The sequence below is a fragment of the Lentzea sp. JNUCC 0626 genome (assembly GCF_043632865.1).
Taxonomy (GTDB): Bacteria; Actinomycetota; Actinomycetes; order Mycobacteriales; family Pseudonocardiaceae; genus Lentzea.
This window is the reverse complement of sequence record NZ_CP171635.1, coordinates 6672163-6694629: the sequence shown is the minus strand read 5'-3', so window position 1 is coordinate 6694629 and position 22467 is coordinate 6672163. Positions and strand designations below refer to the sequence as shown.

Here is a 22467-nt window from a genome sequence, read left to right as displayed (position 1 = left end):
CACTCGTCGTGTCCGAGTGCTAAACACGAACTAGCACTCGGCTCCATCGAGTGCCAAAGAAGTGAGGCTAGGAAGGTGAGGCCCTCCGGGGTCGTCCGTCGCGGGCACCGAACCTTGCCACTCGCATCGTGTTCCGCTGTGGGCTCTGCCGGCCCGCAGTGGCCCAGAATCCACAAAGGCGGAGGAACACACCGCAATGGCCAAGATGATCGCGTTCGACGAGGACGCCCGCCGCGGTCTCGAGCGGGGTATGAACACCCTCGCCGACGCCGTCAAGGTGACGCTCGGCCCGAAGGGTCGCAACGTCGTTCTTGAGAAGAAGTGGGGTGCGCCGACGATCACGAACGACGGCGTCTCCATCGCGAAGGAGATCGAGCTCGAGGACCCGTGGGAGAAGATCGGGGCCGAGCTCGTCAAGGAAGTTGCGAAGAAGACCGACGACGTCGCGGGTGACGGCACCACCACCGCCACCGTGCTCGCCCAGGCGCTCGTCCGCGAGGGTCTGCGCAACGTCGCCGCGGGTGCCAACCCGCTCGGCCTCAAGCGCGGCATCGAGCAGGCCGTCGAGGCCATCGCCGAGCAGCTGCTGAAGAACGCCAAGGAGATCGAGACGAAGGAGCAGATCGCTGCTACCGCGTCCATCTCCGCTGCTGACGCCACGATCGGCGAGCTCATCGCCGAGGCGATGGACAAGGTCGGCAAGGAAGGCGTCATCACCGTCGAGGAGAGCAACACCCTCGGTCTCGAGCTCGAGCTCACCGAAGGCATGCGCTTCGACAAGGGCTACATCTCCGGTTACTTCGTGACCGACCCCGAGCGTCAGGAAGCGGTCCTCGAGGACCCGTACATCCTGCTGTTCGGCTCCAAGATCTCCACGGTCAAGGACCTGCTCCCGCTCCTCGAGAAGGTCATGCAGGGCGGCAAGCCCCTCCTGATCATCTCCGAGGACGTCGAGGGCGAGGCTCTCGCGACCCTGGTCGTGAACAAGATCCGCGGCACCTTCAAGTCCGTCGCCGTCAAGGCCCCGGGCTTCGGTGACCGTCGCAAGGCCATCCTCCAGGACATCGCCACCCTCACCGGTGGCCAGGTCATCACCGAGGACGTCGGCCTGAAGCTGGAGAACGCCGACATCTCGCTGCTGGGCAAGGCCCGCAAGGTCGTCGTCACCAAGGACGAGACGACCATCGTCGAGGGCTCGGGCGACGCCGACCAGATCCAGGGTCGCGTCAACCAGATCCGCGCCGAGATCGACAAGTCGGACTCCGACTACGACCGCGAGAAGCTCCAGGAGCGCCTCGCCAAGCTCGCCGGCGGCGTCGCCGTCATCAAGGCGGGCGCGGCCACCGAGGTCGAGCTCAAGGAGCGCAAGCACCGCATCGAGGACGCCGTTCGCAACGCGAAGGCCGCCGTCGAAGAGGGCATCGTCGCGGGTGGTGGCGTCGCGCTGCTGCAGGCCGCCGAGGCCGCCTTCGCGGGCCTGAAGCTCGTCGGCGACGAGGCCACTGGCGCGAACATCGTGAAGGTCGCCGTCGAGGCGCCCCTCAAGCAGATCGCGGTCAACGCCGGCCTCGAAGGCGGCGTCGTGGTGGAGAAGGTCAAGTCCCTCCCCTCGGGCGAAGGCCTGGACGCCGCCACCGGCGAGTACAAGGACCTGATCAAGGCGGGCATCATCGACCCGGCCAAGGTCACGCGCTCCGCGCTGCAGAACGCCGCGTCCATCGCCGCGCTGTTCCTGACGACGGAAGCCGTCGTCGCGGACAAGCCGGAGAAGAACGCGGCCCCGGCCGCGCCGGACGCCGGCGGCATGGACTTCTGAGTCCACCCGCAGCACCAGCACCACCGCACCACCACGGAAGGCCCGACTCGCACCGCGAGCCGGGCCTTCCGGCGTTCCAGGCCCGGCAAGGGCCTGCGGCGGCCGCCGAGTTGGGCCCGACAGCCGCCGAGGACGGCAGCACACACCGGCGGCAGCGCAAGACGTGCCGAAGGTGGGGCGGATGGTTGCGGGAGCGGGTACGGAAGGCGGGCTGCGAGGTGCCTGGGCGCTACGTGCCCGGCGAGCTGCGCGGAGCGCAGCGGTCCGGGGTGGGGTAGCAGACCTCTAGGCCGCCGAGCGCGAGGTAGCGCGGCTCCAGGTAGCCGAGAGCCAGGCCAGCCAAGAACTAAGTGACCAATGGCTTGAGGAGAACGAAGCCGAAGGCGAGGCGTCCTTAGCTCTCGGCCAAAAGACAACGCCCACCAAACGCAATGGCGAAGCCGAGCCGTCCTTCGAAGGCCACACGTGCAGCGTGTGACGGTGACGTATCAATCCAAACCCAGCCACGCACCAACGAGATTGGGGCTTGACTTTGGGTGCGAGGTGCTACCACTAGTGGCTCGGCCGGGCGCTTTTCAGCCCGGCCTTTCCGGTCCGACCAGCGCCTCGCAAGGGCCCCGAAGTCAAGCCCCAATCTCTATCGTCGCGAAGCGGCGATGAAATGACCCGTCCCGTCCGAAGTCTCCCCACGCAACCCAAGCCACCAGCACAAAGGTGACCACCCCAGAAACCCCCAGGACAAAACTCAAAGCATGATCGTAGGCGTGACAACAGTCCGCCCAGGCTCCCCACGAGAATTAACCAAATGCACCAAAATCTGCGTGGTCCCAGTAGGAACATCGGGCAGAACAAACCGCCCACCATCATCAGCCCGAGTACAGGAAGACTGATGATCGGCCACCCGAACCTCCACCTCGTGCTCCCCGGCCGGCACCAACCACCCGTCAATCCGATGCCGCGACCCGGTCGAAGTGAAGTTGACCATCAAGGTCAGGTTGTCCACGGTGAACGTGATGGTCCCGGTCTGCCCACCCCGCACCCCGGCGAAGGACCCGGCCCGCTCCCACCGCGCCACCTCGACGTCCAGCGACTCCAGGGCGATCGCGAACTTCACGCGGTCCACCAGGTCGGCGGGTGGCGGGTCCAGTTCGTCGACGAGCCTGTTCAGTTCGGAGAGGACTGCGGTGTCCTCGGGGCCCCTGCGGTCGTCGCGCGGGTCGATCTCGTTCACCGCGATCCTCCTTCCGTCTCCAGGTAGTTGCGCAGCAGTGTCAAACACCGTCCCCTGGTCGGACCGATGCTGCCGTGGGGCATGGCGAGTGCTTCGGCCACTGCTCGGTACTCCGCGCGGCCCGCGAGCACGGTGAGTCGGAGCAGTTCCTGGCACCTCGTGGTCAGGCGGCCGAACGCGAGCCACAGGCGGCGGTCGCGGTCGTCCAGCAGCGTGACGTCCTCCGGCAGGCCGGTGTCGGACTCCAGCTGTTCGGCGTACTCGTCTGAGAGGTGCGTTTCACGCTTGTTAGGTGTCCAAGTTCGGCGTGCTTCACGCCTCGTCGTGACGACCAGGTAGCCGACCAGGGCTTTGGGCTCGTTGATGTTCTCGATGTTCTTGAGGAACGCGAGCCAGACCGTCTGCACGACGTCCTCGGCGGCGGCGCGGTCCAGGCCCTGGCCGCGCGCCACGTGCCACAGCAGCGGGGTCAGCTCCGTCACGAGCACGTCCAGCGCGTTGCGGTTGCCCTCGCGTGCGGCCGCCACGCACATCGCGTGTCGTTCGGTGCCTTCAAGCCCGTCCCACGGCGGACGGTCATCCGCCGTGTGCAGCTCGTCCATGTGGCACCTCCGATCGGCCGCCCTGTCAGCGCCGTCCGCCAACTCATGAAGGGCTAACTGGGCGGTAGATACAAAATTCACTCGATTGGAGCAGTATCACCGCCAAGGTGACCCTCATCTTCCTCCGGGTACGCCAGCGGCCCGTGATTCCCCCTCCGAGTCACGGGCCGCCAGTGGTGGGAGCTCACGCCGGCCGGCACCCCTCGAACCGGCCGGCGCTCGCTCCACGCCTGAACAAAGCGCTCTACCCAACAAGAGCGGAACTCAGGCGATCAGATACAGAACCTCTGACGCGACAACGACCGCCGAGGCTCCCGATTCACGAAAGCACACGTTATGGTCTAGACCATGCCGATTCTCGAAGTGATCGCACTGACCGCGAAGGACGCCGAGGCCGCCCAGGTCGGGGGCGCTGACCGGCTCGAACTGGTCGCCGACATGGCGAGCGACGGCCTCACGCCGTCAACGGCCACCTTCAAAGAAGTGCGCAAAGCGGTCGACCTCCCCATCCGCGTGATGCTCCGCGACGCCCCGGGCTTCGCGCCCGGCAACCTCAAGCAACTCCGCCGCCAGGCCTGGGAGCTGCGGGAGGCGGGCGCGACGGAGTTCGTCCTCGGCTTCCTCGACGCCGAAAACGAGATCGACGAGGGCGTCACCCTCAACCTCCTCGCGGAGTTGGAAGGGTGTGCCTGGACGTTCCACCGTGCGCTCGACAACTCCAACGACGTCTTCCGCTCGTGGGCGACCGTGCAGACCCTCGGTTGCGACACCGTGCTCGCCGCGGGCGCCAAGACCGGTGTGAAGGACGGAATCGAGAACCTGAAGAAACTCGTCAGTCAGGGCCCGCCCGCGTTGCTCGTCGGCGGCGGTCTGCAGCAGCACCACCTCCCGGAACTGCTGGCAGCGGGCGTGAACGGTTTTCACGTTGGCAGCGCCGTCAGGCCTGGTGGGTGGGAGTCCGCCGTCGATTCCGCATCAGTTGGGGAATGGGTCAATCGTCTGGTCTAGACCCTTGCCTAATCGCGTTCTACAGTCACGTTGCTTCCTGTGAAATAGCTGTTGCAACATACGCAACGTGAAGGGCGCGACGATGCGGCTGAAGACACTTGCGGCGGTGCTGGGCGTGGGCGCGGTGGTCGCCTGCGCACCGGTGCAGTCGGGACCGACCAGCACGGGTGTGGACGAGCAGACGGGACAGCTGCGGGTGTGGCTGTTCGACGAGGTCAACCGCGGACCCAAGGAGTCCGTGGTCAAGGAGGCGATCTCCGAGTTCCAGGGCAAGCACAGCGGCGTGACCGTCGACGTGCAGTACATCCAGGTGTCCAGCCGGGCGGAACGCTTCAAGGCCGCGTTCAGCGACCCGAAGAGCGCCCCGGACGTCGCGGAGTTCGGCAACACCGACCTCGCGGGCTACGTCTCCGCCGGCGGCTTCTCCGAGCTGGACCTGGGCAAGTGGGACGAGTCCAAGGACCTGGTCCCGACGATCCTCGACACGGCCAAGGTCGACGGCAAGACGTACGGCGTGCCGTGGTTCGTCGGCGTGCGCGCGTTGTACTACCGCACGGACGTGTTCAACGAGCTCGGCCTCAAGCCGCCGACGACGTTGGACGAGATCGCGACGACGGCCCGCGAGATCAGGCAGAAGAAGCCGGACATGATCGGCATCTCGGCCGGCGGCAAGTACCTCTTCGCCGCGCTGCCCTACATCTGGGCGCAGGGCGGTGACCTCGCCAAGTCCGACGGCGGCAAGTTCACCGCCACGATCGACAGCCCCGAGGCGAAGGCCGGTGTCGCCAAGTACACCGAGCTGATCAAGGACGACATCTGCCCGCCGGCCGCCTGCGCGGGCAACGGTGGTGACGCGAGCGTCGAGGCGTTCCGGGCCGGCAAGGCCGCGATGACCATCGGCGGCGACTTCAACCGCAAGTCGGTCGACGCGTCGTCAGCTGCGGGCAAGTACGCGGTCGTGCCGCTGCCCGGCAAGGACAAGGGTTCGGTCGCGCCCGCGTTCGCCGGCGGCAACCTGCTCGGCGTCATGAAGGGCACGCAGCGCAAGACGCTCGCCAACGAGTTCACGCAGCTGCTGGCGTCGAAGAAGTACCAGCAGAAGATGTACACGGCGATGGGCAACCTGCCGACGTTCGCCGACGTGCAGAAGCAGGTCTCGGACGCGGACAAGTTCCTGGAGCCGTTCACGAAGACCCTGCAGTCCGGCACGAAGTTCGTCCCCGTCACGCCGGCGTGGGCGAAGATCGAGGCGCAGACCGTGGTGCCGACGATGATCCAGGAGATCGTCACCGGCGCGAAGAACGTCGACACGGCCACCGCGGACGCCGCCAAGACGATGAACGCGGCCTTCACGTCGTGAGCATGACCGCCAAAGGCCAGGGGCGGACCGCGTTCGCCTACCTGGCTCCAGCGCTGCTGATCCTCGGGGGCCTGCTGGCCTACCCGATCTATCAGCTGGTGCTCATCTCGCTCTACGACTACGGCCAGGAGCAGGTCAGCGGCGGCGCGCCACTGGAGTTCCTCGGTCTCGGCAACTACCAGAAGCTGTTGGGGGACCAGCAGTTCTGGACGGTGTTCGGGCAGACCGTCGCGTTCGCGGCGGTCTGCGTGGTCGGCACGTTGCTTGTGGGCGCGTTTCTCGCGATCTTGGCGACTCGGGTGAGGACCTGGGTGCGCATGACGTTGTTCCTGGCGGCTCTCGGTGCGTGGTCCACGCCCGCGGTCGCCGGCTCGACGATCTGGCTCTTCCTGTTCGACGCGAACTTCGGGTTCGTCAACGAGGTCCTGGGCATCCAGGGCTTCTCCTGGACGTTCGACAAGTGGACGGCGTTCGGACTCGTTGCCGCGCAGGTGATCTGGTGCTCGTTCCCGTTCGTCATGGTGACGCTCTTCGCGGGCATCAAGGCGATCCCGGGCGAGGTGCTGGAGGCCGCCGCACTGGACGGAGCGTCGGCGTTCCGCACGGCGTGGAGCGTCACGCTCCCGTTGCTGAAGCCGATCATCCTCGTGGTGACGATCCAGTCGATCATCTGGGACTTCAAGGTCTTCACGCAGATCTACGTCATGACGAACGGCGGCGGCATCGCCGGGCGCAACCTCGTGCTCAACGTCTACGCCTACCAGCAGGCGTTCGCGGCGTCGGAGTACGGCCTGGGCGCGGCCATCGGTGTCGTGATGACCGTGCTGCTGCTGGGAATCACGATGTTCTACCTGCGTGCGCTCAAGAAGTCGGGGGAGGTCCTGTGAGGCGCTGGCTGACCGAGGGCTTCGTCCTCATCGTCGCCGCTGTGGTGGCGTTCCCGCTGTTCTGGATGGTGCTGTCAGCTTTCAAACCGGAGGACGAGATCATCTCGGCCGACCCGGTGCCGTGGACGACGCGGCCGACGCTCGACAGCTTCACGCGGGCGCTGACCGTCGCGAACTTCGGGCGCTACTTCATGAACAGCATCATCGTGGCACTCATCGTCGTGGCGCTGAGCATCGTGATCTCGTTCCTCGCCGCGACCGCGCTGACCCGCTTCCGGTTCCGCAGCCGCACGACGTTGCTGATCATGCTGCTGGTCGTGCAGATGGTGCCGGTCGAGGCGTTGACCGTGCCGCTGTTCTTCCTGATGCGGTCCGTGGGTGACTCCGTGCCGGTGTTCGGCCTGAACCACCTCGGCTCGCTCGTCCTGGTGCACCTGGCTTTCAGCCTGCCGTTCGCGATCTGGATGCTGCGGGGCTTCGTCGCCGCGGTGCCGGTGGAACTGGAGGAGGCCGCCACCCTGGACGGCGCCTCGCGCTTCCGGTTCCTGTGGCAGGTGCTGTTCCCGCTCGTGGCGCCCGGCCTGGTGGCCACGAGCGTGCTGTCGTTCATCCACGCCTGGAACGACTTCCTGTTCGCCAAGACGTTCATCATCTCGGCCGTGGAGAACCAGACCCTGCCGCTGGCTCTTCAGGTGTTCGTCAAACCCGACCAGAACGATTGGGGCGCGATCATGGCGGGCTCCACCCTGATGACCATCCCTGTGCTCATCTTCTTCGTGCTCGTGCAGCGCCGTCTCGTGTCCGGCCTCGCGGGGGCGGTGAAGGGATGAACCTGCTGCCCCGCCCGGTGTCTTATGTGGACGGTGGGAAGCTCTGCGAGTACCAGGGCTGGCGGACCGTCCAGGCCGAGACACCACCCGGCGGTTACCGGCTCGTCTCGTCCGACGAGGGCGTGCTGATCGAGGTGAGCGACTCGGCCGGCGAGATGAACGCGTTGCAGACCTTGCGTCAACTGCTTGGTGTGCAGGCGTTCCGGGCGGCGGGCGACAAGCCGTCGGTCATCCCGGCGTGCGAGGTCGTGGACTACCCGCGGTTCGAGTGGCGTGGCGTGATGCTCGACGTCGCACGGCACTTCCTGCCCAAGCGGGAGGTGCTGCGGTACGTCGAACTGCTGTCCGCGCACAAGCTCAACGTCCTGCACCTGCACCTCACCGACGACCAGGGCTGGCGCTTCGAGGTCAAGCGCTACCCGAAGCTCACCGAGGTCGGGTCGTGGCGCGAGGACTCGCGGTTCGGCGACCGGCGCTCCGGCGGGCTGAAAGGCCGTCCGCACGGCGGTTTCTACACCCAGGACGACCTGCGCGAGATCGTCGCGTTCGCCCAGTCCCGGTACATCACGGTGATTCCGGAGATCGACATCCCGGGCCACTCGCAGGCGGCCATCGCGGCTTACCCCGAACTGGGTTCGCAAGGTGGCGGTGTCTGGACGGACTGGGGTGTCAACCCGCGCGTGCTCACCACCGACGAGTCCACAGTGGACTTCTATCGGAACGTGTTCGACGAGCTGATGGACGTCTTCCCGGCGGAGATCATCGGACTCGGCGGGGACGAGGCACCCGGTCACGAGGACGGCACCCTGGTCCGCGCGATCGCCGAGCACATCGTGAGCAAGGGGCGCAGGCCGTACGGGTGGGACGAGGTCCTGGACGCGCGTCCGCTGCCGCACGGCACGGTCGTCGCGTCGTGGCGCGGGATCGAGGGCGGAGTCACGGCGCTCGGCGCGGGCCACGACGTCGTCATGTGCCCCGAGCAGCACGTCTACCTGGACTACCGCCAGTCGGAATCACCGGACGAACCGATCCCGGTCGGCACGGTGACGACGCTGGAGGACGTCTACGCGTGGGATCCGGTGCCCGCAGGTCTGACGGGTGAGGAACCCGGACGGCTGCTGGGCGCGCAGGCGAACATCTGGAGCGAGCACCTCGACTCGCCCCGGCGGCTGGACTACGCGGCGTTCCCGAGGCTGGCCGCGTTCGCCGAGGTCGTGTGGTCCCCGGCGGAGAAGGATCCGGCGTTCGTCGCACGGCTGCACGAACACCACCTGCCCAGGCTCGACGCCCTGGGGGTGGAGTACCGACCCCTCACCGGTCCCCACCCCTGGCAGCGACTACCTGGTGTTCCTGGTTTTCCACGGTGATCACATCGCAGCGTCTTCCTCGGGCATGAGGAGCCAGGCGGCGACGTAGAGGACCGCTCCGGTGCCGAACCCGAGCAGCGTCGCCGCCACGAGGATGATCCGCAGGATCGCCGCGTCCACGCCGACCATCTTGGCGACACCGCCGCAGACGCCGGCGAGCATCTTGTCGTTGCGACTCCTGCGGAGCTTCTTGACCTGGGCCGTTGCGTCGTTGAGAACGTTGTTCGTCATGTACCAAGAATCGCGTTTTCACGCGCACCGCACATCGGGAACCACCCCGAACCCGACCCTGATTCGCGACCCCGGGGTCGCGCTCAGTCCAGGCAGAACTCGTTGCCCTCGACGTCCTGCATGACGATGCACGACTCGTTCTCCTCGTCGGCCTCCATCACGAGCACGCACCTGGCGCCGATGGCCTCCAGCCGCACCCGCTCGGCCTGCAGCACGGCCAGCCGCTCCGCACCGACGAGCCCGATCCCGGCCTTCACGTCGACGTGCACCCGGTTCTTCACGACCTTGCCCTCGGGAACGCGCTGGAAGTAGAGCCGCGGCCCCACCCCGGCCGGATCGGCGCACGCCGACCACGACCCGTCGCTCTCCGGCGGCGCGTCGTACCCGAGCACCTGGCTCCAGAACTCCGCCACCCGCACGGGTTCCGCGCAGTCGAACGTGATCTGGACTTTCTTGATCGACGCCATTTGCCCACCGTAGTCGTACTCTGAGCCGATGGAGTCCCCAGAGGAACTCAGCGCAGCCCTCGACCGCGCGGGGTACCTGCCGGACGGCGGCATCGCCACGGCGGCGTTCCTGGCGGTCGCGATGGGACGCCCGCTGTTCCTCGAAGGCGAGCCCGGCACCGGCAAGACCTCGCTCGCGCTGGCTCTCGCCAAGGCCATGGACGTCCCGTTGATCCGGCTGCAGTGCCACGAGGGCATCGACGCCACCCAGGCGTTGTACGACTGGGACTACCCGCGCCAGCTCATGCACCTGCGCGTGCTCGAAACCCGCGGCGAGGTCGACGAGGCGTCCCTCTACACGCGACGGTTCCTGCTGGCCCGGCCGTTGCTCCAGGCGTTGGAGAGCGCCCCGTGCGTGCTGCTCGTGGACGAGATCGACCGGGCGGACGACGAGTTCGAGGCGTTCCTGCTGGAGGTCCTGTCCGAGAACGCCGTCAGCATCCCCGAGTTCGGCGAGATCCGGGCGACCACGCCCCCGCTGACCGTGCTGACCTCGAACCGCACCCGCGAGGTGCACGACGCGTTGAAGCGCCGCTGCCTCTACCACTGGCTGGAGCACCCGGCTCTCGAACGTGAAGTCGCGATCCTGCGCCGCACCCTGCCCGGCCTGGACGAACGGCTGGCGCGCAAGGTCGCCGAGGCCGTCCACCGGATGCGGGGCCTCGACCTGCTCAAACCACCGGGCGTGGCGGAGTCGTTGGACTGGGCGCGCGCGTTGCGGGCGTTGGGCCGCACTGAGCCGGACGCCGACACGCTCGGCGCGGTGCTGAAGTACCGGGAAGACGCGGAACGCGTGACCGGGAGCACAATCGTGGGGTGACGGAAGCCTGCGTCGGGTTCACGAGCGTCCTCAAGGGCGCCGGACTGCCGTGCGGCCCCGACCGCGTCCAGGCGTTCCTGAAGGCCACCGAGCACGTCGACCTCTACTGGGCTGGACGCCTCACGCTCTGCGCCGACCCCGACGACCTGCCCCGCTACGACGCCGCCTACCGCGCGTACTTCGGCGGCACCCCACCCCGTCCCCGCACGACGATCGAACTCGACGCGGTGACCGTCGGCGTGGCCGCGTCCGACGTGGAAGTGTTGAAGCACAAGGACATCTCCGAGTTCAACGCCGCGCCGCTGATCGCCCGCCTGCACCCGTTGCCGCCGCGCAGAAGGTCTCGCCGCCTTCGCAAGGCCCGGCGTGGACGGCTCGACCTGGCCAGGACCGTGCGCGCGATGATCGAGACCGGCGGCGAGATCGCCCTGCCACGCCACCGCAAACGCGGCACCAAGGCCCGCAGGCTGGTGCTGTTGATCGACGTCTCCGGCTCGATGGCCGCCTACTCCGACGCCCTGCTGCGGTTCGCGCACGTCGTCGCGCACGCCATGCCGGTGGAGGTCCGCACGATCGGCACCCGGCTCACCCGCGTGACCCGTCAGTTGCGCGAACGAGATCCGGAACGGGCGTTGAAGGCGGCGAGCAGGGCCATCCCGGACTACGAGGGCGGCACCCGGCTCGGCGACTCGCTGCGCAGGTTCAACCAGCAGTGGCGGCAACGCGGCGCGGTCGTCGTGCTGTTCACCGACGGCTGGGAACGCGGCGACCCGAGCACCCTCGCCACCGAGATGGCTCGGCTGAAACGGGTGAGCCACAAGGTCATCTGGGCCAACCCGCATGCGGGCAAAGCGGGCTACCGTCCGGTGCAATCCGGGGTGGTGGCGGCCCTCCCGCACGTCGACACCATGATCGCGGGCCACAGCGTGCACGCGCTCGAAGAACTGCTGAAGGAGGTGCGCCGTGCGTGATGTCCTCTACGACCTGGCCGGGCGGGTGGCGAACGGCGAGACGGTCGGCGTCGGCACGGTGGTCGCGACCTTCAGCTCCGCACCGCGGCCACCCGGCGCCGCGATGCTCGTGACGCAGGACGGCGAGGCGGTCGGCAGTGTGTCCGGCGGCTGCGTCGAGGGGGCCGTCTACGACCTCGCGCAGGAGACGGACACCTCGGTCCTGCAGCGGTACGGCGTGAGCGACGACGACGCGTTTGCGGTGGGGCTGACCTGCGGCGGGATCATCGACATCTACGTCGAGAAGATCAACGCGGAGACGTTCCCGCAGCTGGCCGAGGTGGTGGAGACGGTCAGGGCCGAGGAACCGGTGGCGGTGGCCACGGTGATCGAGCACCCCGACGGCATCGGCCGCCGCATGGTCATCTGGCCGCACCGCAGGGACGGCAGCCTCGGCAGCGAGCGCATCGACGACGCCGTCACCGACGACGCGCGCGGCATGCTCGCGTCCGGGCGCAGCGGCGTGCTCCAGTACGGACCGGACGGTCAGCGCCGCGGCGAGGGCATGAGCGTCTTCGTGAACTCCTTCGAACCGCCGCCGCGCATGCTCGTGTTCGGAGCGATCGACTTTGCCGCCGCGATGGCACGGCTCGGCGCGTTCCTCGGTTACCGCGTGACGGTGTGCGACGCACGGCCCGTGTTCGCGACCCGCAGCCGTTTCCCGGAGGCCGACGAGGTCGTCGTCGCCTGGCCGCACAAGTACCTCCAGGCCGAAGCGTCCAAGCTCGACGAACGCACCGTCATCGCGGTGCTGACCCATGATCCGAAGTTCGACGTGCCACTCCTCGAAGTCGCATTGCGACTGAAAGTGGGCTACGTCGGCGCGATGGGATCCCGCCGGACGCACGAAGATCGACTGAATCGGTTGCGGGACACCGGAATGAGCGAATCCGAACTTGCGGCGTTGTCGTCGCCGATCGGGCTCGATCTCGGCGCCCGAACGCCTGAAGAGACCGCAGTTGCGATTGCCGCCGAGATCATTTCCTTGCGGTGGAAGGGAACCGGTCAGCGACTCACCGGGCTGGAAGTCCCGATTCATCGGTGATCGGGTTGTTGAACCCGCAAACAGGGAGCAAGCTGGGGTGACCCTCGTCACTAAAGGCCCACCACCCTGGGAGGGTTCGAATGCACATCTCGGTCAACGTCGACGGAGTCACGTACGCCGACGAGGTCGAACCACGCCTCCTGCTCGTGCACTACCTGAGGGAGCGTTTGGGCAAGACCGGCACCGTGGTCGGCTGCGACACCGGAAACTGCGGCGCCTGCACCGTCCACCTCGATGGCCACAGCGTGAAGTCGTGTCAGATGCTGGCCGTGCAGGCCAACGGACACGACGTCACGACCATCGAAGGCCTCGCTCGCGACGGCAAGCTGCATCCGGTGCAGGAGGCGTTCCACTCCAACCACGCGTTGCAGTGCGGTTTCTGCACGCCCGGCATGATCATGCAGGCGATCGACCTGCTCGCCGACGAGTCCGATCCCGACGACGAGACCGTGCGCAAGGGCCTGGAGGGCAACCTCTGCCGCTGCACGGGCTACCAGAACATCGTGCGTGCGGTGCAGGACGCCGCCCAGCGGATGAAACCCGGTGCCGGTCCCGAACAGGAACAGCACAGCGATGAGCACATCACCGCGAAGCAGCCGGTAGGTGGCGAATGACCGCCACGGCCGAGCCGGAGGTCGGCAAGGCCCGGCTCCGCAAGGAAGACGCCCGGCTGATCACCGGGCAGACCAGGTGGACCGACAACCTGCAGCTCACCGGCATGCTGCACATGGCCGCGCTGCGCAGTCCCGTCGCCCACGGCCGCATCACGAACATCGACGTCAGCCGCGCGACCTCGATGCCCGGCGTGGCGGTGGTGCTGACCGGCGAGGACTTCGCCGCCGAGCAGGGTTCGCTGCCCTGCGCGTGGCCGATCACCGAGGACATGAAGTCGCCCGCCGCACCCGCGATCGCCGTGGACAGGGTCAACTTCGCCGGTGAGATCGTCGCCGTGGTGATCGCCGACAGCGCCTATCACGCCGCGGACGCGCTGGAAGCGATCGACGTCGACTACGAGGACCTCCCCGTCGTGCTCGACATGGAAGAAGCGTTGCAGGACAACGACCTCGTCCATCCCGATCTCGGCACGAACAAGTGCGCGACGTGGATCTTCGACTCCGCCGAGGCGGGGTCGGGCACGAACGTCGAGGACGAGATCGCCGCCGCCGAGGTCGTGATCGAGCGGACGTTCAAGCAGCAGCGGCTGATCCCGGCGTTCATGGAACCGCGGTCGGTCGTCGTGGACGTCACCGCCGGCATGTACACCGTCTGGTCCGCGACGCAGATCCCGCACATCCTGCGGTGGATGCTCTCGGCCATCACGGGCATCTCCGAGCACAAGCTCCGGGTGATCGCCCCGGACGTCGGCGGCGGCTTCGGCGGCAAGCTCCAGGTCACGCCCGAAGAGCTGCTGTGCCTGCTGATCGCGCGCCGGATGGGCCGCCCGGTCAAGTGGACCGAGTCGCGCACCGAGTCCATGCTGTCGGCGCACCACGGCCGCGACCAGATCCAGAAGATCACCATGGCCGCCCGCCGCGACGGCACGGTCACCGGCCTGAAGGTCGAACTGCTCGCCGACATGGGCGCCTACCTGCGGCTCGTCACGCCGGGCGTGCCGATCCTCGGTGCGTTCATGTTCAACTCGATCTACAAGTTCGCGGGCTACCGGTTCGTGTGCACGAACGTCTTCACGAACAAGGTGCCCACGGACGCGTATCGCGGTGCCGGACGGCCCGAGGCGACGTTCGCGATCGAACGCATGATGGACGAACTCGCGGTCGAACTCGGCATGGAGCCGATGAAGCTCCGCGAGAAGAACTGGATCAAGCACGAGGAGTTCCCGTTCACCACGGTCGCCGGGCTCACCTACGACTCCGGCAACTACGAGGCCGCGACGGCCCGTGCGATGGAACTGTTCGGCTACGACGAACTGCGCGAGGAGCAGGAACGCCGGCGTGCCTCCGCTGACGTCGTGCAACTCGGCATCGGAATCTCCACCTACACCGAGATGTGCGGCCTCGCGCCGTCCCGCGTGCTGGGCGCTTTGCGTTACGGCGCAGGCGGTTGGGAGACCGCGTCGATCCGCATGCTGCCCACCGGCAAGGTCGAGGTGATCACCGGAACCTCGCCGCACGGGCAGGGCCACGAGACGGTCTGGTCGCAGATCGTCGCGGACCGGCTCGGCGTGCCGTTCGAGGACGTCGAGGTGCTGCACGGAGACACGGCGACGTCGCACAAGGGCATGGACAGCTACGGCTCGCGGTCGCTCGCGGTCGGCGGCACGGCCCTGGTGCACGCGGCCGACAAGGTGCTGGCCAAGGCTCGGACCCTGGCCGCGCACATGATGGAGTGCGACGAGGCGGACGTGGAGTTCGCTTCCGGCTCGTTCTCGGTCCGCGGCACGTCGACCGTTCGTTCCCTGGGTGACGTGGTGCTGGCCGCGCACGTCGCGCACGACCTGCCCGAGGGCATGGAACCGGGCATGGACGCCGACGCCACGTTCGACCCGGAGAACTTCTCCTACCCGCACGGAACCCATTTGTGCGCAACGGAAGTCGACACCGAGACGGGCATGGTGAAGATCTCCCGGTACGTGGCCGTGGACGACGTGGGCACGGTCGTGAACCCGCTGATCGTCGACGGCCAGGTGCACGGCGGACTCGCGCAGGGCATCGCCCAGGCGTTGTACGAAGAGGCCACGCACGACGAGATGGGCACGTTGACGACGGCGACGTTCGCCGACTACCTCGTGCCGTCGGCGGCCGACCTGCCGGCGTTCCTGACGGACCGCACCACGACGCCCGCGACCTCGAACCCGTTGGGCGCCAAGGGAGTCGGCGAGGCCGGGACGATCGCGTCGACACCCGCCGTGGTGAACGCGGTGCTGGACGCCCTGCGGCACCTGGGCGTTCGCGACATCGAGATGCCGATGTCGCCGGAACGCGTGTGGACCGCGTTGCAGGGTCGTGAGGACGCGGGTGCCGGCGAGGTCGCCGCGGGCGGGCTCGGTTCCATCGACGCGCAGGGAGGCCAGGCATGATCCCCGCGGACTTCAAGTACCTGTTCCCGTCCTCTGTGGACGAAGCGGTGCGGATGCTCGCCGAGGAGGGCGAGGACGCCAAGATCATCGCGGGCGGGCAGTCGCTGGTGCCGGTGCTGCGGATGCGGCTCGCCGCCCCCACGGCGTTGATCGACATCGGCGGCCTGACCGAGCTGACTGGTGTGCGCGACGACGGCGACTCGTTGCTCATCGGTGCGATGACCACGCACTACGAAGTGCAGCGCGATCACCTGGTGCAGGACCACGCGTTGTTGTTGAGGCTGGTCACGGACACCATCGCCGATCCGCAGATCCGGCACCGCGGCACGTTCGGCGGCTCGCTGTGCCACGCGGACCCGGCCGGTGACCTGCTCGCTCCGGCACTCGCGCTGGACGCCGTGATGATCATCGCCGGTCCCGGTGGACGGCGTGAGGTGCCCGCCTCGGAGTTCTTCGTCGACTACTTCACGACGGCGTTGGCTCCGGACGAGATCCTCATCGACGTGCGCGTGCCGAAGTACACGGGCTGGCGCGCGCACTACGAGAAGCTCAACCGGGTCGCGCAGGCGTGGTCGATCGTCGCGGTGGCGGCGGCCGTCCAGGTGCGTGGCGACACCATCACCGCTGCTCGGGTGGGCCTCACGAACGTCGGGTCCGGGCCGGTGCGGGCGGTCGAGGTCGAGGAGGCCCTCGTCGGGCAGCCCACGTCCGCGATCTCGGAGGCAGCTCTGCGTGCGTCTTCGGGCGACGGTTACAAGGACAACCTGGCCCGCGTGCTGACCGGTCGTGCGTTGACGGCGGCGGTCGGATGAAGTTGACGCACTCGTTCACCGCGCCGGGGCTGGCCGAGGAGGTGTGGGAGGCGCTGCTCGACCCGGAACGGGTGGCGCCGTGCCTGCCCGGTGCCACGCTGACCTCGGTGGACGGCAAGACGTTCAGCGGGGAGGTGAAGGTGAAGCTCGGCCCGGTGCAGCTGCTGTACCGGGGCAGCGGCGAGTTCGTCGAGGTCGATCCGGTGCTGCGGCGGGCGGTCATGCGGGCGTCCGGCAAGGACACCCGCGGCAACGGCACGGCGTCCGCGCTGGTGACCTTCGTCGTCGGCGACACCGTCGACGTCGAGACCGAGCTGGCGATCACCGGGCGCCCCGCGCAACTGGGCCGCGGCCTGATCGCCGAGGTCAGCGGCAAGCTCGTCGACCAGTTCGCGGAATGCCTGGCGGGCACGCTGAGTTCCGTGGATCCTGACGAGGTGGCGCAACAGCAGCATCTCCGAGTGGTCCCCGACGAGCCGATCGATCTGATCGACACGGCAGGCGTTCCGGTGTTGAAGCGCGTGCTGCCCATCGCGGCCGCGGCGTTGGCCGTCGTGCTGTTCGTGGTTCTGCGACGCCGGCGGCAGCGCTGAAGCGAGTGGTCCGGTGGCTGGCATCCGTGCTGGTCACCGGCCTTTTGCTGTCCGGGTGCACCGGTTCGCCGACCGTCATCACCTCAGCGCCCGCGCCTGCTTCGACCACGTCCGAGGGGCCGCCTCCGCCGCGGTCGTTCACGCTCACGGCCGGTGGCGACGTCCTGATCCACCCGGCGCTGACCGATCAGGCAGTCGCCGACGGGGGTGCGGCCGGGCGCGACTACCTGCCGTTGTTCTCGGGGATCAAGGAAACGCTGAAGGCCGATCTGTCGCTGTGCCACCTCGAGGTGCCGTTGGGTGCCAAGGAGGGGCCGTTCTTCGGGTACCCGGCGTTCCTGGCCCCGCCCGAGGTGGCGAAGGGCCTGGTCGACGTGGGCTACGACTCGTGCTCGACGGCCTCGAACCACACGCTGGACCGGGGAGTCTCGGCGATCACCACGACGTTGGACGCGATGGACGCCGTCGGGCTGAAGCACACCGGTTCGTACCGCACGCAGGAGGAGTCCGCGGCGCCGTTGATCCTGGACGCGGGCGGGGTGAAAGTCGCCCAGCTGTCGTTCACCTACGGCTTCAACGGGATTCCGCTGCCGCAGCCGTGGCGGGCGAACCAGATCAACGCCGCGAAGATCCTGGCCGACGCGCGGGCCGCCCGTGCCGCCGGTGCCGAGGTCGTCGTGCTGTCCGTGCAGTGGGGCAACGAGTACCAGCACGAGGCCACGGCCGAGCAGAAGGCGCTGGCCCGTGAGCTGCTGGCCGACCCCGCGCTGGACCTGATCATCGGGACGCACGTGCACGTCGTGCAGCCGTTCGAGAAGATCGGCGGCAAGTGGGTCGCGTACGGGCTGGGCAACGAGGTCGCCCGGCACGCCGAACCCCGCGGCGTGACCGAGGAGGGCGTGGTCGCGCGCTTCAAGTTCGAACAGGGCCCGACCGGCTGGTCCGTCGTCGACGCCTCCTACACGCCGACCCTGGTCGAGCTGGGCCCGCCGATCCGGCTGGTGGACCTGACCCGCGTGTCCCCGTCCGAGCGCCGGACCGAGGCGATCAACCGGACCGAGGGCATCGTGTTCAGCCTGGGAGCGGCCGAACAGGGCCTGACCCGCGGCAAGCCGTAGACCGCCCGAATGTGTGCCTTCGAGCTCCTGATTGGAGCTCCTCCATGTGCGACGGTCGAGAAGTGCTCACCGTCTCTCAATACGCCGCTCTGGGAACTGTCGAGTCCGGGTACCGCGAGCTCGTGGAAGGCCGCCTGGTCCAGTCACCGACCGCGTCGGCCGACCACAACTACGCCTGCGGCAACCTGATCTCGCAGCTCTCCACCCAGCTCCCGCCCGCTCTCCAGGTCGCGTACGCCCTGGAGGTCGACCTGGAACTCGCGCCCGCCGACGCGCCCGGTTTCGTCCGGCGCCCCGACCTGGTGGTGTGCCACCCCGGTCCGGACCTGGTCCCGGCCTCGCGGGTGGTCCTCGCGGTCGAGGTGTTATCGCCGCATTCGCGCTACACGGACCTGCGTTGCAAACGCCTCGACTACGCCGAGGCGGGCATCCCGTTCTACTGGCTGATCGACCTGACCGCGCCGGTGTCGCTGACCGCGTTGCGCCTCACCCCGGACCGTTCGTACGAGGAGGCACCCCCGGCCGTCGAGGTGTTCGAAACGCGCGATCCGTTCCCGCTACGGCTTGCGCTGGACCAGCTCAGCGGCTGAGCACGCGCTGGAACCGTTCCACCCAGGCCTGGTCGCCGGTCTCGAACTCCGCGATCCGGTCAGGCACCGGTGCCTTCCCGAGCACGGGCAGGAAGCCTTGTCGGGGGAGCAACGGATCACTGGTGACGTCCCCGTCCAACAACTGCAACGTAGCCAGCCCGCACGCGTAGTCGAGCTCCGGCAACGCGGCGGCGAGCGCGACCCCGGCCGCCATCCCGACGGAGGTCTCCAACGCCGACGACACCACACAGGGCAACCCGCACGCCTCAGCAACTTCGAGGGCCTTCCGCACCCCGCCGAGCGGCGCCACCTTGATCACCGCGATGTCCGCGGCCCCCGACACGGCGACCTTCATCGGGTCGTCCGCTTTCCGGATCGACTCGTCCGCGGCGATCGGGACGTTCACCTTCCGGCGCACTGCGGCCAGCTCGTCCAACGTATGGCACGGCTGTTCCACGTACTGAAGCCCGCCGACCGCCTTGTCCATGGCCTTGATCGCGGTGATCGCCGTGTCGACGTCCCACATCATGTTCGCGTCGACCCGGACGAACCCGTTGGGCCCCAACGCATCCCGCACAGCCTCAAGCCTCGCGCAGTCCTCCGCGAGCGTCGACTCGGCCACCTTCACCTTGGCCGTGGAACACCCGGACCGGGCCACGATCTCGTGCGCCCGTTCGGGATCGACCACGGGCACCGTGCAGTTGACCGGAATGCGGTCTCTGACCGGCTCCGGCCACCCGTCGTTCGCGGCTTCCAGCGCACAGGCCAGCCAGGCCTGCGCCTCCTCGTCGCCGTACTCCTCGAACGGGCAGAACTCGCCCCACCCGGCCGGACCTTCGAACAACAGCCCGGTCCGCGCGGTGATGCCGCGAAACCGGGCGCGCATCGGAATGGAGTAGACGTGCACGCCCCGATTCAAGCGCACCGCTGGAACTCCAGCGAATGCCCACCCCCGCGCACGTTGACCGTCCCCACCGGCTGCAGGGCCAACAACGTGCACACGATCTGCTGCACCGCAGCCCCGCTGAGCTGAGACACATCGCCGGAAATGGTGACGTCCAGCCCGTTGCTGACCCGATCGACCGTGGCAGGCGCGGCGTCGAACGGCACCTCACTGGTGAGCCCACGAGCCTGCTCGTCGAGGCTAGGCCCCTGCGCGAGCAACGCGACGACGTCCCGCCCGCTCAGGCTGCCCTCGGGCCGCGGCACCGGCACGACCTTGCCGCCGAGGAGCCAGAAGAGCGAGGGCGAGGTGTTCTCGACCGGCCCGCTCGGGGCTTCGAGGCCGGGGATCGGGTCGGTGGGACGGATGCCGCACGCCGTGAGCACCGCGAGCACGAGCGCCACGACGCCAACGGTCCGCCCAAGCCACACGACGCGCTCAACCCGAGCCGCCTGCCCCCGCCCAAGCTCACGCAGGGGTCCCCTCCAGGGGGTCCCCTTGAATCCATTCTCCCAGCCACCACCGACAGTTTTCGGCTTCACTCCTCACCACCCAGCGGCAGCCGCAGCGTGAACAACGCCCCGCCCCCAGGCCGGTTCGCCGCCGTCAGCGTCCCCCCGTGCAGCCGCGCGTTCTCCCACGCGATCGCCAGCCCCAACCCGGACCCCTCCGAGCGCCCCCGAGCCGAGTCCGCCTTGTAGAACCGCGCGAACACGTGCGGCAGCACCTCCTCCGACAACCCCGGCCCGGAGTCGGCGACGTGGATCACCAGCGACGACCCCGCCACCGACAGCACCAGCGACACCGGCGGCGCGCCGTGCCGGAGGGCGTTGCCGACCAGGTTCGCCACGATCACGTCCAACCGCCGCGGGTCCAGTCGCGCCCGCACGCCGTCCGGCAGGGTCGCGGTGACGTCGGAGAATCCGCGCATCCGCAGGCACGTCCGCACCACCTCGGCCACGTCGACGTCGTCCAGCGCCAGCGCCGCGGTGCCCGAGTCGAAGCGGGTGACCTCGATCAGGTCGTTGACCAGGCGCGTCAGGTTCAGCGTCTCGCGGTTCACCAGACGGGCGGCCTGGCCCGCGACGCCCGGCAGCGACGCGGTTTCGGCGTCCAGGACGTCGGTCACGGCCGTCATGGCGGCCAGCGGGGTGCGCAGTTCGTGCGACACGTCCGCCACGAACCGCCGTGCGTCCGCCTCCATCCGGGTCAGCTCGCCGACGTGGTGCTCAAGAGAAGAAGCCGTGGTGTTGAACGTCGACGCGACGGACGCCAGCTCGTCCCGCCCGCGCACCGGCACCCGCGCCGTCAGGTCGCCCTGGCCGAGCTTCCACGCCGCCAGCTGCAACTCCCGCACCGGCCGCAACACACCCCGCGCGGCCAGAAAACCCAGCCCCAGAGCCAGAAGAAGCACCGCCGACCCGATCAGCCACGCGTTGCGCGCCAGTTCGTCGACCACCTCGATCTCCGACGTGAACGGCCTCAGCACGTACACCTCGACCCCGGACGAACGCGACGAGCCGTCGGCGGAAACCCGCAGCTGCATGCCCACCACGAGCCACACGGCGCCGGCGTACGACACGCGCTGCCAGCCGACGCGTCCGGCCGACACGAGCGAACGCAGCTCTCCAGTGATCACCGACGGGTCCATGCCGCCGGCGGAGATGCCGTCGCCGTAAGCGATCGCGGAACCCTCGCGGCCCGACACGCGGCCCGCGATGCGTTCCAGCGCGGCGTGGTCGAAAGCCCGGGCAGGCAAGGGGTAGAGCTGTTCGACGCGGTTCGTGGTCTCGATGACGGCGTTGTCCTGGGCGCGTTGCACGATCGCGTCGCGGGCCCGCACGTAACCGGCACCGGCGACGGCCGCGGCGGTCACGATGGTCAGCAGGCCCATCGCCAGCAGCAGGCGCAGGCGGAGCGTCACAGCGGTCCGAAGCGGTAGCCGAAGCCCCGCACGGTCTGGACGTACACGGGCGCCGCCGGGTCGTCCTCGATCTTCGAACGCAGGCGCTGCACGCACGCGTCCACCAGCCGCGAGTCGCCGAGGTAACCCTGGTCCCACACCGAACCCAGCAGTTGCTGGCGTGACATCACGCGGCCCGGCGACGACGAGAGTTCCAGCAGCAGGCGCAGTTCTGTGGGCGCGAGCGAGACCGGCCGGCCGAAGCGCGTCACCACGAGGCCGTCGCGGTCGATCGTGAGGTCGCCGTGGCGTTCGGCCACGACCTCGGCGACCGGGGTGGCGGACGAGCGGCGCAGCACCGCGCGGATACGGGCCTCCAGCACGCGGGCCTGGGCCGGCTTGACCACGTAGTCGTCGGCGCCCGCCTCCAGGCCCGCGACCACGTCGATGTCGTCGTTGCGGGCCGTCAGCATGATGATCGGCAGGTCGCCGGTGGCGCGGATGCGGCGGCACACCTCGAAGCCGTCCACGCCCGGCAGCATCAGGTCCAGCACCACGACGTCGGGCGTGACGCTGCTCAGCAGGTCGAGGCCCTCCTCGCCGGTGGGCACCGCGTCCACGGTGTGGCCCTGGTAGGTCAGGGCGAGCGACAGTCCCTCGCGGACCGCCTCGTCGTCCTCGATCAGCAGTACGCGCGGCATGCCCTCCAGCTTTCCCGACGGGTCTCATGGGGACGTTCTTGCGACGTCATCGTTGCG

At 68.5% G+C, this 22467-nt stretch carries 23 protein-coding genes; 15 read left to right on the top strand and 8 right to left on the bottom strand.

The annotated features are described in order from the left end of the window. The first annotated feature begins 196 nt into the window (after positions 1–196). On the top strand, positions 197–1816 hold the full coding sequence (gene groL / locus JNUCC0626_RS30495; protein ID WP_394614179.1) for a chaperonin GroEL: 1620 nt from the start codon (positions 197–199) through the stop codon (positions 1814–1816). A gap of 745 nt (positions 1817–2561) precedes the next feature. Here the strand turns inward: groL and JNUCC0626_RS30490 are convergent. Beyond that, complete coding sequence (locus tag JNUCC0626_RS30490) at positions 2562–3038, bottom strand: carboxypeptidase regulatory-like domain-containing protein (protein ID WP_382442885.1); 477 nt, start codon at positions 3036–3038, stop codon at positions 2562–2564. Between the two features lie 5 nt (positions 3039–3043). After that, entirely contained in the window at positions 3044–3649 is a 606-nt protein-coding gene (locus JNUCC0626_RS30485; protein ID WP_093593868.1) for an RNA polymerase sigma factor, read from the bottom strand. A 348-nt stretch (positions 3650–3997) separates the two neighbouring features. On the opposite strand from JNUCC0626_RS30485, the gene JNUCC0626_RS30480 reads away from it, so the two are divergent. The 5 genes from JNUCC0626_RS30480 (at position 3998) to JNUCC0626_RS30460 (ending at position 9101) form a co-directional block, all read left to right on the top strand. Continuing rightward, entirely contained in the window at positions 3998–4657 is a 660-nt protein-coding gene (locus JNUCC0626_RS30480) for a copper homeostasis protein CutC (RefSeq protein WP_394614178.1), read from the top strand. Between the two features lie 82 nt (positions 4658–4739). Continuing rightward, positions 4740–6017 carry an extracellular solute-binding protein gene (locus JNUCC0626_RS30475; RefSeq protein ID WP_394622134.1) on the top strand — a complete coding sequence of 426 codons (1278 nt, stop codon included), beginning with the start codon at positions 4740–4742 and terminating at the stop codon, positions 6015–6017. Between the two features lie 2 nt (positions 6018–6019). Further along, positions 6020–6904, top strand: a complete 885-nt coding sequence (locus tag JNUCC0626_RS30470) for a carbohydrate ABC transporter permease (protein WP_394614177.1) — start codon at positions 6020–6022, stop codon at positions 6902–6904. Further along, entirely contained in the window at positions 6901–7734 is an 834-nt protein-coding gene (locus JNUCC0626_RS30465) for a carbohydrate ABC transporter permease (protein ID WP_394614176.1), read from the top strand. Before JNUCC0626_RS30470 ends, JNUCC0626_RS30465 begins: the two co-directional genes overlap by 4 nt. After that, a complete protein-coding gene (locus JNUCC0626_RS30460) occupies positions 7731–9101 on the top strand; it encodes a beta-N-acetylhexosaminidase (protein WP_394614175.1) in 1371 nt (456 codons plus the stop codon). Before JNUCC0626_RS30465 ends, JNUCC0626_RS30460 begins: the two co-directional genes overlap by 4 nt. On the opposite strand, the gene JNUCC0626_RS30455 is transcribed toward JNUCC0626_RS30460, so the two are convergent. Beyond that, the gene (locus JNUCC0626_RS30455; RefSeq protein WP_394614174.1) at positions 9102–9332 is read right to left on the bottom strand and encodes a PspC domain-containing protein; all 231 of its coding nucleotides are present in this window, start codon (positions 9330–9332) and stop codon (positions 9102–9104) included. 83 nt (positions 9333–9415) lie between these two features. Next, the gene (locus JNUCC0626_RS30450; RefSeq protein WP_394614173.1) at positions 9416–9799 is read right to left on the bottom strand and encodes a VOC family protein; all 384 of its coding nucleotides are present in this window, start codon (positions 9797–9799) and stop codon (positions 9416–9418) included. 28 nt (positions 9800–9827) lie between these two features. Between JNUCC0626_RS30450 and JNUCC0626_RS30445 the strand changes: the two genes are divergently transcribed. From JNUCC0626_RS30445 to JNUCC0626_RS30405, 9 genes are all read left to right on the top strand, one after another. Then, positions 9828–10658: an AAA family ATPase gene (locus tag JNUCC0626_RS30445; protein ID WP_394614172.1), complete on the top strand. Its 831-nt coding sequence runs from the start codon at positions 9828–9830 to the stop codon at positions 10656–10658. Next, positions 10655–11629, top strand: a complete 975-nt coding sequence (locus tag JNUCC0626_RS30440) for a vWA domain-containing protein (protein WP_394614171.1) — start codon at positions 10655–10657, stop codon at positions 11627–11629. The genes JNUCC0626_RS30445 and JNUCC0626_RS30440 overlap by 4 nt, the downstream gene beginning before the upstream one ends. Continuing rightward, entirely contained in the window at positions 11622–12713 is a 1092-nt protein-coding gene (locus JNUCC0626_RS30435) for an XdhC family protein (protein WP_394614170.1), read from the top strand. Before JNUCC0626_RS30440 ends, JNUCC0626_RS30435 begins: the two co-directional genes overlap by 8 nt. Positions 12714–12793: 80 nt before the next feature. Next, positions 12794–13327 carry a (2Fe-2S)-binding protein gene (locus JNUCC0626_RS30430; protein ID WP_394614169.1) on the top strand — a complete coding sequence of 178 codons (534 nt, stop codon included), beginning with the start codon at positions 12794–12796 and terminating at the stop codon, positions 13325–13327. Then, positions 13324–15750: a xanthine dehydrogenase family protein molybdopterin-binding subunit gene (locus tag JNUCC0626_RS30425; protein WP_394614168.1), complete on the top strand. Its 2427-nt coding sequence runs from the start codon at positions 13324–13326 to the stop codon at positions 15748–15750. The genes JNUCC0626_RS30430 and JNUCC0626_RS30425 overlap by 4 nt, the downstream gene beginning before the upstream one ends. Next, the gene (locus tag JNUCC0626_RS30420) at positions 15747–16562 is read left to right on the top strand and encodes an FAD binding domain-containing protein (RefSeq protein WP_394614167.1); all 816 of its coding nucleotides are present in this window, start codon (positions 15747–15749) and stop codon (positions 16560–16562) included. Before JNUCC0626_RS30425 ends, JNUCC0626_RS30420 begins: the two co-directional genes overlap by 4 nt. Further along, positions 16559–17155, top strand: a complete 597-nt coding sequence (locus tag JNUCC0626_RS30415; protein ID WP_394614166.1) for an SRPBCC family protein — start codon at positions 16559–16561, stop codon at positions 17153–17155. The genes JNUCC0626_RS30420 and JNUCC0626_RS30415 overlap by 4 nt, the downstream gene beginning before the upstream one ends. 5 nt (positions 17156–17160) lie before the next feature. Then, a complete protein-coding gene (locus JNUCC0626_RS30410; RefSeq protein WP_394614165.1) occupies positions 17161–18273 on the top strand; it encodes a CapA family protein in 1113 nt (370 codons plus the stop codon). Between the two features lie 62 nt (positions 18274–18335). After that, entirely contained in the window at positions 18336–18863 is a 528-nt protein-coding gene (locus JNUCC0626_RS30405; RefSeq protein WP_394614164.1) for a Uma2 family endonuclease, read from the top strand. Here JNUCC0626_RS30405 and JNUCC0626_RS30400 read toward each other — a convergent pair. From JNUCC0626_RS30400 to JNUCC0626_RS30385, 4 genes are all read right to left on the bottom strand, one after another. Next, the gene (locus tag JNUCC0626_RS30400; protein ID WP_394622133.1) at positions 18853–19770 is read right to left on the bottom strand and encodes an o-succinylbenzoate synthase; all 918 of its coding nucleotides are present in this window, start codon (positions 19768–19770) and stop codon (positions 18853–18855) included. The genes JNUCC0626_RS30405 and JNUCC0626_RS30400 overlap by 11 nt on opposite strands. 8 nt (positions 19771–19778) lie before the next feature. Then, positions 19779–20210 (bottom strand): GerMN domain-containing protein, encoded by a 432-nt coding sequence (locus tag JNUCC0626_RS30395; protein WP_394614163.1) that lies wholly within the window; start codon positions 20208–20210, stop codon positions 19779–19781. Positions 20211–20344: 134 nt separating this feature from the next. Then, positions 20345–21700 (bottom strand): ATP-binding protein, encoded by a 1356-nt coding sequence (locus JNUCC0626_RS30390; protein ID WP_430623504.1) that lies wholly within the window; start codon positions 21698–21700, stop codon positions 20345–20347. A gap of 26 nt (positions 21701–21726) precedes the next feature. Next, positions 21727–22410, bottom strand: a complete 684-nt coding sequence (locus JNUCC0626_RS30385; protein WP_394614161.1) for a response regulator — start codon at positions 22408–22410, stop codon at positions 21727–21729. Between the last annotated feature and the right edge of the window lie 57 nt (positions 22411–22467).